The following is a 13,042-nucleotide window of genomic DNA, read 5'->3' as shown; positions in this document are numbered from 1 at the left end:
TCTCTGTTAACCCCTGCAATATCAAAACTCAGTGGTAAACTCTCATGTTTCAGGCGAATGATATTCATAAATTTCTTTTTTCCCATAGTTATAAAAACCAGAAGGTTTATTAACTACTGCGTTGAGTATCACTCCATTAATATCAATGTTATTTCTGTTAAATACTCTGATTGCGGATTCTATTTCACGCACTGTGCTCTGCTCAAATTTAGCGACCAGCATAGAAATACCTGCGTACCTACCTATAATAACGGCATCGCTTACCGCAAGGACTGGTGGCGCATCAAGTATGACGAAATCATAATTGTCTGAGGCCCAATGAATAAGATCGTGATACTGCTTACGCAGCAAAAGCTCTGAAGGGTTTTTTGACCACTTCCCGCGAGTGATAATATCCAGTCCGGGGATTTTAGTACTCTGAACAGCTTCCTGACACGTGATTGAACCCGTAATCGCATCGGTTAACCCGACGTTCTTAACATCGAAGATCCGATGCGCATATCCTTTTCGCATATCACAGTCAATATATAAGACCCGCTTGTCAGCCTGACTCACCACCACTGCAAGGTTGGAGCTGATGAATGTTTTCCCTACCTCCGGAGTGGCACCGGAGATCATCAACACATTTGAACGAGCTTCCATCATCGAGAAATACAAACTGGTTCTTAAATTCCTCAGAGCTTCTATCGCAATATCTGATGCTTTTTCAAGTGCTAACAAACTAACAGGCCGAGTATCACTCATAGAATGAGAATAGTGATCATTCCTCCACTCTGACAGAGGCACATTTGAAACGACATTAAGACCGATATCTTCAAGTATTTCTGCGGAGTCGATACCCTGCTGTAATGAGACCTGTGCCAGTATAAATCCAACTGATGAAATCAATCCCAGGCAAGCAAAGATAAATATTACCAGGACTTTATCAGGCTTAACCGGTTTTAATCCTGTGACGGCACTGTCGATAATTCTGACAGAGCCAATAGTACTTGCCTGGCTGATTTTAAGTTCTTGCTGCTTATTCAACAACTGCATATAAACGAGCTGACCCGATTGGACATCACGCGTCAATCTGACGACTTCCTGTTGCGTCAGAGGTAAGGTGCTGACTTTTTCATTCAGATTTTTCTTTTCATCTTTCAGAACCTGGATTTTTTCAATCAATGCTAAATAAGCCGGATGTTGTGTTGTATATAACTTTGAAATTTCGGTTTCTTTAAGGATAAGCTGATTAATCTGACCATCGAGTTGCACCATGCTATCGAGAGTTGATTTTGCTTCCATCGGTAAATCTACGGAATTGTTACGGCTTCTGAAGGCGTTTAATTTCGTTTCCGCGATTCCGAGATTGTTTTTTACCTGCGGAAGCTGACTCTTAATAAATCCCAGACTTTTCTCCGCTTCTTCCGCTTTTCGGTGAATACTTTGACGAGCATAGCAATCAATGATTGTCTGAAGGATGCTCTTAATTTGTTTACGATCCCTGCCATTGTAGCTAATAGTCAAAATACCGGTATCTTTGCCCTGATCGATGACGTTGACATTGGCTCGTAACTCCTCAATGACCTTGAGTGTTTCAACTTTGGTAACAGAAAACTTATCTCCCTTAAGAGCATGTATTTCGTTCACTTCAATACGAAATTCAGGAGTTTCCAGCATCTTCCCTGCCGTTCCAGATACGGTAGTACCGGACGGTGACGTTATCTGATACTCAGCATCATTGAGAATTTCAAGCGTATAAGAACCTCCGATAACACCTCTGCGTGGCTCAAAGATATCCACCGCGATCCGCGGTACTCCAGGCTGTGAGTAACGTCGTATCGCCTCTCCAATGATGGGGAAACTGATAAAACGAACTTCAGTATCCAGATTCAGTTTAGCAACCGTTTCTCCAAGGATTGCCCGGGAGGTAACCAGTTGCATTTCTGTTGCAGAAACAGGCGATTTCGCCGGCAATAATTGCGAGATATTACTCATCATGTCGATTTCACCTGAGTGATCGACCTGAACTAAAGCGTCAGCATGATAAACCGGAGATGATAAAAAGGCATATAACAAACCGATAAAGACAAAAATAAAGGTAATCACAATAATAATGTATCTTTTATCAATGATAGCGCCCATATTTTTACGTAAATCAAACTCGTCCGGGATACATTTATTTCCTGACTGACCCGTCATTTTTCCAATCATTTTAAACCCTGATAATTTAAAGCAGCCTTCCAGCCAGATACTGACTCTTTTATAAGAGAGAATATATAATCAAATGCTTCCATATCTTTTCCATAAGGATCGGGAATTTCTTTCCGCTGATTCCAGTGGCCCAGCAGCATAATTTTCCCTCTGATTTCGGGTAAAGAATGAGTGATGGCACTGATATGTGTCCGCTCCATCACCAGAATAAGATCAAACTCCTTACCCCTTTCTGGTGTGAACGGCTTCGCCTTATGATTTTCCAGTGATATCCCGTGGCGTTCTGCCACCATTTTTGCCATGTGATCAGCCCTTTGTCCGTTAAGCGCAGATAAGCCTGCTGACTGTATATTTTTTTCAGGCAGACATTGTTTCATCAAGGCTTCGGCAATCGGTGAGCGACATATATTCCCCACGCACACCACCAGGATAGAATTAAATATCACCTTTTCTTACCAGTTTCGAATATAACGGGCAGCTTCGGTCAGATCATGAACCCCGGTAATGGTTGGCAATAATTGTCCGATAATACGGTTCCATTTAGCCAGCGGAGCTGTCGTCACATAAACAATATCGTAAGGCTCAAGCTGGAATTCGGTTCCCAGCACCAGTGCCGTAGCATCGCTTGCATTCAACTGGTAGATGTTCGCTATTTTCTTTTTAGCATCCCCTTTCAGGGTTCTGATGACAAATACCCCTGTGGCATCCGACGTTAACGGATCCATGCCTTCGGCATTAGAGAGGGCTTCGGTCAGTGTCATGCCGCTACGATCCATGCGAAGTGTCGTTTGCTTTTTCACTTCGCCCATCACGAACACTTTCAGCTCGTCGTTTCTCGGGACATACAGGATATCTCCCGGCTCAAGCAAACGGTTCTGCCGCATATCTCCATGCTTCATTAAAGACTGCAGTGAAATGAGAGATTTCTCGCCATTATGCGACAACACGATATTATTCCAGTCCGCATTTTCACTTAATCCCCCCGCCAGATTAATTGCGTCCATGATGGTCATGGGAACGTTAGTGACAGGTAACTGACCGGATTTTTCCACCTCACCGGTGACATAGACTTTCTGCGAGCGGAACGTCGCAACATTGACATCGACCTGCGGCGATTGAATATATTGGGTGAGCCTGGCGGTAATATCACGACGAATTTCAGAGGTCGTTTTGCCTGCCACGTTGACCATCCCTATGTAAGGGTAAAATATGGCACCTTCGGCGTTAACCCAGTTCCCGGCATCGCCGGCACTTCGATACTGACCGGCAGGTGTCGTCAGTTCAGGATGATCCCATACCGTAATTGTTAATATATCGCCGATGCCAACATAGTACTGGTACTTGTTAACACGTGAATCAAGGTCGCTGTTGACTGTCGCAATGGCAGGGTGGCGAACAAGTGACTCCACCAGTTTAGGCGTGATGGGATAAATATCGACCATTGCATTAATATCCTGATAAGGGCCGTTTTCTTTCACGACATTTTTACCCGAAGTACTTATACCGATACCAGGCGATAACGAACATCCACAAAGCGATACTACAAATATGATGAGTGGAATAGTAACAATCTTAACTTTCATAACGTTTTAACCGTTTATTTTCATGGGGAGTAGATTTAATGGTGTTGTTTTTAGCAAAATCTTCACAAGGAGTCTGGAGGGAATATTGTTACTCAATTTAGGGATCGATAAATATTGCGATAGCATTGAGTATTTTTTCACGCTACCGCCCATGGATGTTGTAGACATCCATTAGAATAATAAAATCACCAATAAGTCCTTTACAAAAAATTTAATATTAGCCAGTCTCCGCTTAAAAAAAGCAGAATTTAAACATATCTATAAATTAGTATAAATGCCGACGACAATAACAGATCGTTTATCGTCGTGTTTATTGTACTGATATTTCTATGGTTTCATTATTATTCTCATCTCCCGGGGAGACTTCTGAATATTTTGTATGAATCGCCAGCCAGTGACGAACAAAACAATAGATGACAAAAATCAGGCAGAATAAAAATAAAGACAGCAGTTCATTTACTTTAAGAATATTTAATCCGATACCAAATGCATTCATCAAAAAAGAGCCAAGAAGAATAATACTGAGAGTTTTTTTATTGGAGAAACCATAATTTATGAGCAAGTGGTGCAGATGCGTTCTGTCTGGCTTGAAAGGAGAATGTCTTCGGATGAGACGCCCAAACATCACCGCAACCAGATCCATCAGTGGGACAGCGATCAACCAGATTGCGGTTGCAGGTGCCATCACGGCGTTATATTCCCCGGTGGCCAGCATGATAGCCCAGATAACCGTAAACCCAAGGAATGTACTCCCCGCATCTCCCATAAAAACTTTCAACCTGGAACAGCTGACATTCAGGATAATGAAAGGAACAATTGCCGCAATAAAAAGCTGACAGTACAGCGCCATAGGTATTTTCCCTGCCACAGCAAAGCAGATTGCCAATCCCGTAAATGACAGAATACTTAACCCGCCTAACAGCCCGTCAATTCCGTCTATCATATTGAAAGCATTAACTGATGCCCAGACAGCCAGCAATGAGACGGGGAAACTTAAGATCCCCAACCTAAGCTCGTAATTGTTCCACAAATTGCCGAAAGAGCTAATATATACGCCGTCAGACATAATGATAATTGCACCTGCCGCCTGAACAATCACGCGAAGAAATACTGAAAGAGCATAGCGATCGTCAAGAACACCGATACAAACCAGAAGGAAGCTACTCATCAGAAAAGCATTATTGTGCGCAACGGAAGGAAAAAAAAGTAAATTTATTACTACCACCGTGAGATAGATAGCAATGCCGCCTACCAGCGGAATATTACTGCTGTGTTTTTTTCTGTAATCAGGCTTGTCGACCAGTTTTAATTTAATACTTACAGCCCTGGCCGCCAGTAAAAAAATAAAACAAATGATAGGGGTGACAAATAAAAATCCGTACATCCCGTTAACATCCTTTTCCATGGAGTTTTTATTTTAACAGTTGAAGTAAGCTTGGCAATTCATAGGAACGGAAAGTAAAAAGCAACATCTGGAAACAAGTTTGATTTGAAAGTTGAGAGGAAGAACATGAAAATAACACGTACAATTAATATCACACAAAGCATACAAAAAACGAATTATTCTCTGTAATTAATAACACAAACAAATAATCAAACGAACTAACACAGACTATTTATATTAATGGCAATACTTGAAACAATAAAACATTCACAAAGCATATCAATATCATAAATAATGGAGAGGTTATTGCCTCCCCATTATTTGAAAACCAGCAAGCGGATAATTTATTTTTTACAGCAAATTACGCAGAAACCACATACCCCATCACGCGCTTCCAGCCGACCGTTTTTTTCTCAATATACACACCCTGCAATTCTGGGGAGAAACCCGGCAGCAGATTGATACCTTCTTCCAGCGCCATAAAATAGCGCTGAACCGCCCCGCCCCACAGTTCGCCCGGCACGACACATAGCACGCCAGGAGGATATGGCAGCGCGCCTTCCGCAGCGATACGGCCTTCGGCATCACCAATTGCCACCAGCTCGATGTTATCGCGGATAAACTCGTTATGCGCATCCTGCGCATTCATCACTACCTTCGGGAAACTCCTCTCACGGAACATCTCTTTCTGTAACTCTTTCACATCAAAGCTGACGTAGAGATTATGCATTTCCTGGCACAGCTGGCGGATGGTGTAATTCCGGTAGCGATCTTCGTTTTTGCGATACACCGTCGGCAGCACTTCGCTGAGCGGCGCATCTTCTTCGATGTATTGCTCAAACCGCACCAACTCTTCCACCAGCAACTGCATTTTGGCCGGTGTTTCCGCCGGGGTAAGCAGAAACAAAATCGAGTTCAGGTCACATTTCTCCGGCACGATGCCATTCTCGCGCAGATAGTTCGCCAGAATGGTCGCCGGTATGCCGAACTCCGTGTATTTACCGCTGGAAGCATCAATGCCCGGCGTGGTCAGCAGCAGCTTGCACGGATCAACGAAATACTGTTTCTCGGCATAACCGTCGAAGGCGTGCCAGCGTTCACCCGGCACAAAATCAAAGAAACGCACATCGTTGGCCATTTCATTGGTTTCATGATCCTGCCAGCGTTTGCCGCCGACGGTTGGAGGAACGAACGGTAAAATCATCGAGCACTGATCAAGCAGCATTTTGCGGGTTTCGATGCCAAGCTTCACGCACTCCATCCACATGTGTTTTCCGCTGCCACCGGCATGAATGCGCGCATTGACGTCAAGCGCGGCAAACAACGGATAAAACGGACTGGTCGAGGCATGCATCATAAACGCATTGTTGAGCTTTTTATGGCTGCAATGACGCTTCTGGCCTTTGATGTGATTGTCTTTTTTGTGGATCTGCGAGGTCTGCGAGAATCCGGCCTGCTGCTTATGTACCGACTGCGTAACGATAATGCCAGGGTCATTTTCGTTCAGCTCCAGCAGCAGCGGCGAGCATTCTTTCATCATCGGGATGAATTGCTCGTAACCGACCCACGCGGAATCAAACAGGATGTAATCACACAGATGACCGATTTTATCGACCACCTGACGCGCGTTGTACACGGTACCGTCATAAGTACCAAGCTGGATAATCGCCAGGCGGAACGGACGTTTTTCAGTCGCGCGATGTGGCGCCACTTCTTTGATTTGTGCTCGCAGATAAGTTTCATCGAAACAAGCCGCATCAATGCCGCCGATAAAACCGAACGGATTACGCGCTGTTTCGAGATAAACCGGCGTAGCGCCCGCCTGCAACAGCGCACCGTGATGGTTTGACTTGTGGTTATTACGGTCGAACAGCACCAGATCGTCGCGGGTCAGCAGCGCGTTGGTGACGACTTTATTGGCCGCAGACGTGCCGTTGAGCACGAAATACGTTTTATCCGCGCTGAAGACTTTAGCCGCATACTTTTGGGCATCTTTCGCTGAACCTTCGTGGATCAGTAAATCGCCCAGTTTGACGTCCGCATTACACATGTCGGAGCGAAAAATATTCGGGCCATAGAAATCATAAAACTGGCGCCCTGCCGGATGACGACGGAAAAACTCGCCGCCCTGATGCCCCGGACAAGCGAAAGTGGCGTTCTCCATCTCGACATACTTTTTCAGCGTATCGAAAAACGGCGGGAATAAGGCTTCTTCATAAACCTGTGCGGCAGACTCAATCTGCGCGGCATAAAATGCCTGATTGGCGTCCGATAGCGTGATTACGCCTTTCAGCAACGGCAGAAACTCAGGTGAAACCTGCTCCGTCCCCTGCACCGCAACAAACGCGGGAATACCAAATCCCAGCGTTTCAATATCCGCCAGCCTGCCGTGGTTCAGGTCACCGACAGAAATAATGATGGCCGCAACGTCCGCGTAATCGGCGCGACGCAGGTCAACGACCAGACGTGCTGTCTGGAGATAAGGGGCGACGGAAGCGCTTGCTGCAAGTTTTAAGTGTTTCATTCAGGCTCTCAAACGGTTAAGTAAGAGGGTGTGCCAGGTGGCACGGCAATGAGCTGGCGCATACGTCATTAAAGGTATAGAGCGCAGAGTCCAGCCCGGCAAATGACGTTGGCTAAAGCGAGATATCGAGTGCAACAGAACAATGCCGGTATGGCAAAGTGGTGACAAATCGGGTTTCAGGCCAGGCCACGTCTGATAGACAACATTAAAATCAGAGAACTGCTCTGTTTTATTCTCTGTTTTTAATAATGCCTGACAGCGAGCAAACGGTAGCCTTACCGCATGAAAGAGACTACAAGTGGAGGAAAACTGAAATCGTGGTGTTTACAGCACCCGGAGATCATCATCAGATTGTTTGTGCACTGACGAACAGTGCGATGTGATAAACCAGCCATGCCGCAACCCTCTTGAGCTGTCGCGTGAAAACGGGATCAGAGTTGTTTAATAAATCGGCGCAATAATGGCATCTTTTACCCCCCTGTTCAACCCTGAACATTGCGCGAATTTCTTACAGAATGCGACATAGATTACGCCCGGAATTTCCGCGCTTTTCGGGATTATTGCCGGGTACGAACGGGGTAAGCGGCCTGAACCCTAAGTTAAATCGTCAAATTGTCGTAAAAAGCATCAGTCGGTTGACGAACCCCGCGGTTGTCACAAAAAGCCGTTGACGGCACATGCCCGATACGGTTTAATGCGCCCCGTTGCCCGGATAGCTCAGTCGGTAGAGCAAGGGATTGAAAATCCCTGTGTCCTTGGTTCGATTCCGAGTCCGGGCACCATATTTAAAGAAACCCGCCTATGGCGGGTTTTTTGCTTTCAGAGATACGGACTCTCCATCGAACTCCGTTCGATGACTCGCCTTGACAGGCTCGCCCTGCGGGCCAACGGCAAAGCCGTTGTTCAAACGCCTGCGGCGTTAGTCCGAGTCCGGGCGCCCTATTTAAAGAAACCCGCCTATGGCGGGTTTTTTGCTTTCAGAGATACGGACTTCTTCAGTGTGTCAGGGAAACCCGTACTCATTAAACGCCCCGATAGCCAGGCGTTTAATGAAGTTTACGATTGTCGCTATTTCGACATTGTCACCAAAATAGGCTTTTTCACAAACAACCCGTAGCTTAACGCGCCCAGCATCAGTAAACCGGCGCCGAGAAAGAAGACGTTGGTGAACTGCCCGGTTGCATCCAGAATAAGTCCGGTGACAATCGGCGCACAGGCCGCCCCCAGGAAACCACCAAAGTTCTGAATGGCGCCCATCGATGCCACCTGCTCTTTCGGCGCAATGTCTGAGGCCAGCGTCCAGATGACACCCTGCGGCAGTTGCGAGAAGAAGTAGCCAACTGACAGCAGCGCGATACTCAGTGTTGTGTTGTGCACAAAAGGAATCGGCGCCACAAAGCAGGCCGCCAGCGCTGCCCCGGCCACAATCGGCACCTTACGCGCGGTAATCGTCTTCACACCGCGACGGATAAGACGGTCAGAGATAGCCCCGCCGCACAGCACACCTAAAATCCCCGCCAGGAACGGAATGGCCGCCAGCCAGCCTGTTTGTTTCAGGCTAAAACCCAGCGATTTTTCCAGGTAGCCCGGCAGCCAGGTCAGGTAAACCCAGATAGTGAACATGATAGAAAAGTTGCCGATCACCATAAACCAGGTGGTTTTATGCCTGAACAACGCTCCCCAACTCGCCTTGTTATTGCCGTTAACTTCGGTCACCGACTTCTGCACCAGCTGAGAATTGGCGTGGATCACCTTTTCTTCGCGCTCGGTCGGATTGCGGTAAAATTTCAGCCATACCAGCAGCAGCGGAATCCCCGCCAGGCCAATGGCAATAAACATGCCGCGCCAGCCGAGCGTTAACAGCAGCACGGTCAGGATTGGCGGTGCAATGGCATTGGCAATCTGCGAACCGGTATTGATGATGGAGGTCGGCAGCGCGCGCTCTTTATCAGAGAACCAGCGGTGAGTAATCTTGATGCCGGAGGTAAAGAACGGTGATTCGGAAATACCCAGCAGCATGCGCAGGGCATAGAACATGGAATAACCATTAACGAAACCTGCCATCACCGTGAAGGTGGACCACAGCCCCACGCCCCACGAGAACATTTTTTTAGGACCGAAACGGTCAACCAACCAGCCCGCAGGCAGGTTTGCCAGCGCATATGGCCACAGGAAAGCAGACAGCAGCAGGCCCATTTCCGTCTGGCTGAAACCAAACTCTTTCGCAATGGTGGTATTAGCAATACTTAAATTGGCACGGTCGAGATAATTAATGACCGCCGCCATTAACAAAATAAAAATAATGCCCCAGCGCAAGCGTGAAACAACAGGAGCAGCCGTTTTAACCAAAGATGTATCGGGAGGAGAGGTAGCGTCTTTCATCATTTTAATTATCCACTATTGGTTATTCATAAATAAGTCATCATTGAACAGACTCAGGTGAATTTTAATCACAGCTTTACGAATAAAAGACTGACTTCGGGTATTACAGCAAGGGCGATGTAAATCTTGCGGAAAGAAAACGGCAAACATGCCGGGTTCCAAACGAATCAGCGATTCATTATTCGTTTCCTGATAAAACACGATGTCATGCTTCTCCGCCCGGTCTTCTGCCACCTCGTGCTCCGCCGCACCGCGCGCCACGCCGATGGTTTCTTCTCCCTGCAAGAGAAATTGAATATCTGCAAACTTGAAATGTGACTCAGCCCGCATTTCATGAGCAGGAACGGTATTCATTTCCTGCAGAAGGCAAAACATCTTGTCCGGAATAATATCGAATTTCCCTGGTGTCAGCGTGGTAAAATCAGTTTGAGTAATATACTCAATACCTTTATTAATAATCGGATGGAAAGCGAATTTTTCACGTTCCCAGTCTCTCAGGCAACATACGATCATGTTGAATAATCCTTTTATATTTATATTCAGGGTCGGATTACGGCTAAAAAGGTTATAGATTTGAAACTGACGGCCTGGCAGCATCATCATGTACATTGAATATCCGACCAGGCCATTAATCAGCGGATAAGATGGCAACTCATCCGCATCACTCACTCATGGCTATCTCACCTTATACGGCGGCGATTTTTTTCTGCCACAGCGCCGTGCCGCTGTGAATTTGATCCAGCAATACGGTCAGCCCCCAGAACTTTTCCAGCACATTGTCTTTATTCACACGGCAGAACTCGCTGTCGAAAGTACCCAGACGCTGATGATAAATCTTGGCATTCTTCGGATACCCCAGTGTTTCAGTCACCGCGCCCAGCGACAGGAAAATGGCTAACTCGTCGGCGAGTTGTGGCTGGGTTGCCGCCTTGTGATACAGCCAGCTGTAAAGCTCGGGGTGGAAATTGGTGAACACGCCGCTGAATCCTTTAGACCCCGCCTGCATCGCCGGATAAGCAATCGCGGCATTAGCATTAATGATGTTCAACGGCGTATTTGCCACCAGCTTCACACGGCGGGTAACGGTTGCCAGGTCACAGCTCACGTCTTTCAGTACAACGAAGCGGCCGGTGTTGGCGCAGTAAGTGAGCTCTTCGTCGGTCAGCAGACGGCGATACGGTGCAGGACACTCATACAAACCCAGCGGCATGGATTCAGGCAAGGCACTCAGCAACTTATCCAGCGTGGCAAAGAAGGTCTCACTGCCCTGATTTTTCGGATCGAGATGGTTGGTGACCAGCACCAGTGCGTCGGCTCCGGTTTTCGCCATCGCACTCAGCTCACTGATTTGGTCATTGATATCATCACTGATATGGCCCGAGGCAATCACCGGCACGCGCCCCGCGACGTGCTTCACCACAAACCCGGCCAGCGCAACGCGCTCTTCGAGGGTCAGAAACTGCATTTCGCTCGACTGACACACGGCGAACAACGCATCTACACCTTTCTCAAGATACCAGTCGATCAAACGGGTCAGGCCCGGATAGTCAATCTGGTTGTCTTCGGTGAAAGGGGTCAACATCACCGGCACGATGCCTTCAATACTTTTAGTCATGGCTGCTCCTTAAGACGGAATCGATTACGTGGCCGCTAAACTCAATGCATCAAGGCAGCGACCGTCACAAGAAACTAAAGAATTACCGCAGCATTTATCGCTGCGCCAGACGTGCTGAAACCTGAGCCTTATCAGGCATGTTTGATGCACCTTCACGCTCGACGGCCAGCGAGGCAAACGCCGCGGCATAGGTCGCCGCCTGAACCAGACTTTGTCCATTGGCAATACCTGAGGCCAGCGCGCCGTTGAAAGCATCGCCTGCACCGGTGGTATCAACGCTCAGCGCCGGGAAGGCCGGAATGTGCTGGAACTGATTACCGTCAAACAGCAACGCGCCGCGCGATCCCATGGTAATAATCACCCGCCTCGCCCCCTGGCTGACGATACGCTGTGCAGCCTCTTTGGCGCTGGCTAAATCCTTCACGTCAATGCCGGAAAGCTGCGATGCCTCAGTTTCATTAGGTGTAATAACGTCAACATATTCAAGACACTCAAGCGCATGGCTCGAGAAAGGGGCCGGGTTGAGTATCACCTTCACGCCCAGCGCTTTGGCCAATTTCATCGCGCTCAGGGTAGCGGCAAAATTGTTTTCGAGCTGTACGAGCAGCACGTCCGAATCTTCCAGTTCGGGGGCGATCGCTGCCACTTCGTCTTCACTGATGGTTTTATTGGCACCGGAATAAATGGCAATCATGTTCTCGCCGTTTTCCTGCGAGACATAAATGATGGCGTTGCCGGTCGGCTCAGTGTCCGACTGATAAAGGGTAAAGGAGTGGATCTCCGAGGAGGTCAGGTGATCATAAGCAAACTGGCTGAACTGATCCTTACCCACCTTGGAAACGAAATGCACTCTGGCACCCGCACGACTGACCGCCGTGGCCTGATTCGCCCCTTTGCCGCCCGGGCCGAGCGTGCTGCCCAGCGCCAACAGGGATTCTCCGCCTTTTGGAAAACGTTCAACCTTCGCCACGATATCGACGTTAAATGAACCCAGAATGCAAACCTTACCTTTCATGTTCTTTCCTTTCCCCTGTTGTACGCTCTGCTTTCTTTTCTGACTCTGCAGCCGTTGCAGCAACACTTCAAAGTTGCCTCCGGTGTCAGCAATTAGCTTTGACTGCAAACTCCGCCGTATCACCATTGCACCGCCATGACATCGCTGAACCAATTTTTCAGCCGCCAGGGCATTCAGATCACTGCGAATGGTCTCTCTGGTCACCGCAAACAGGGACGCCAAAACCTCCACTTTTACCCGCTCGTTTTTATCCAGATATTCCAGGATTTGCTGCCGACGTTCTTCAAGAAACATATCCACCCGCCTTCTCTGTATTCAGAATAAGTGCACGAAACTGATTAAAGAG

The 13,042-nt window shown here is 47.6% G+C and carries 9 protein-coding genes and 1 tRNA gene; 1 reads left to right on the top strand and 9 read right to left on the bottom strand.

Annotated elements, in window-relative coordinates; translation table 11 throughout:
• Nucleotides 1-42: 42 nt before the first annotated feature.
• The 5 genes from ABIC79_RS10145 to speF form a co-directional block, all read right to left on the bottom strand.
• A complete protein-coding gene (locus ABIC79_RS10145; protein WP_015690352.1) occupies nt 43-2,193 on the bottom strand; it encodes a polysaccharide biosynthesis tyrosine autokinase in 2,151 nt (716 codons plus the stop codon).
• On the bottom strand, nt 2,190-2,639 hold the full coding sequence (locus tag ABIC79_RS10140) for a low molecular weight protein-tyrosine-phosphatase (RefSeq protein ID WP_081481103.1): 450 nt from the start codon (nt 2,637-2,639) through the stop codon (nt 2,190-2,192). The genes ABIC79_RS10145 and ABIC79_RS10140 overlap by 4 nt, the downstream gene beginning before the upstream one ends.
• A 6-nt stretch (nt 2,640-2,645) precedes the next feature.
• Nucleotides 2,646-3,776: a polysaccharide export protein gene (locus ABIC79_RS10135; protein ID WP_354567011.1), complete on the bottom strand. Its 1,131-nt coding sequence runs from the start codon at nt 3,774-3,776 to the stop codon at nt 2,646-2,648.
• A 310-nt stretch (nt 3,777-4,086) separates the two neighbouring features.
• Complete coding sequence (gene wecA, locus ABIC79_RS10130) at nt 4,087-5,181, bottom strand: UDP-N-acetylglucosamine--undecaprenyl-phosphate N-acetylglucosaminephosphotransferase (protein ID WP_223509105.1); 1,095 nt, start codon at nt 5,179-5,181, stop codon at nt 4,087-4,089.
• 340 nt (nt 5,182-5,521) lie between these two features.
• Nucleotides 5,522-7,684: an ornithine decarboxylase SpeF gene (speF, locus tag ABIC79_RS10125; protein ID WP_037033294.1), complete on the bottom strand. Its 2,163-nt coding sequence runs from the start codon at nt 7,682-7,684 to the stop codon at nt 5,522-5,524.
• A 706-nt stretch (nt 7,685-8,390) separates the two neighbouring features.
• On the opposite strand from speF, the gene ABIC79_RS10120 reads away from it, so the two are divergent.
• A tRNA-Phe gene (locus ABIC79_RS10120) sits at nt 8,391-8,466 on the top strand.
• 286 nt (nt 8,467-8,752) lie between these two features.
• Here ABIC79_RS10120 and ABIC79_RS10115 read toward each other — a convergent pair.
• The 4 genes from ABIC79_RS10115 to rbsK form a co-directional block, all read right to left on the bottom strand.
• Entirely contained in the window at nt 8,753-10,066 is a 1,314-nt protein-coding gene (locus ABIC79_RS10115; protein ID WP_173362116.1) for an MFS transporter, read from the bottom strand.
• A gap of 15 nt (nt 10,067-10,081) precedes the next feature.
• A complete protein-coding gene (locus tag ABIC79_RS10110; RefSeq protein WP_183065363.1) occupies nt 10,082-10,579 on the bottom strand; it encodes a NanQ anomerase/TabA/YiaL family protein in 498 nt (165 codons plus the stop codon).
• Nucleotides 10,580-10,751: 172 nt separating this feature from the next.
• Nucleotides 10,752-11,681, bottom strand: coding sequence for a dihydrodipicolinate synthase family protein (locus ABIC79_RS10105; RefSeq protein ID WP_112150903.1), 930 nt, complete (start codon nt 11,679-11,681; stop codon nt 10,752-10,754).
• Nucleotides 11,682-11,775: 94 nt separating this feature from the next.
• Nucleotides 11,776-12,990 (bottom strand): ribokinase, encoded by a 1,215-nt coding sequence (gene rbsK / locus ABIC79_RS10100; RefSeq protein WP_112197496.1) that lies wholly within the window; start codon nt 12,988-12,990, stop codon nt 11,776-11,778.
• Nucleotides 12,991-13,042 lie beyond the last annotated feature (52 nt).

It is taken from the genome of Rahnella sp. 2050 (assembly GCF_040544515.1).
Lineage (GTDB): Bacteria > Pseudomonadota > Gammaproteobacteria > Enterobacterales > Enterobacteriaceae > Rahnella > Rahnella aceris.
The sequence above is the reverse complement of the archived record's forward strand: the minus strand, read 5'-3'. Positions and strand labels throughout refer to the sequence as shown.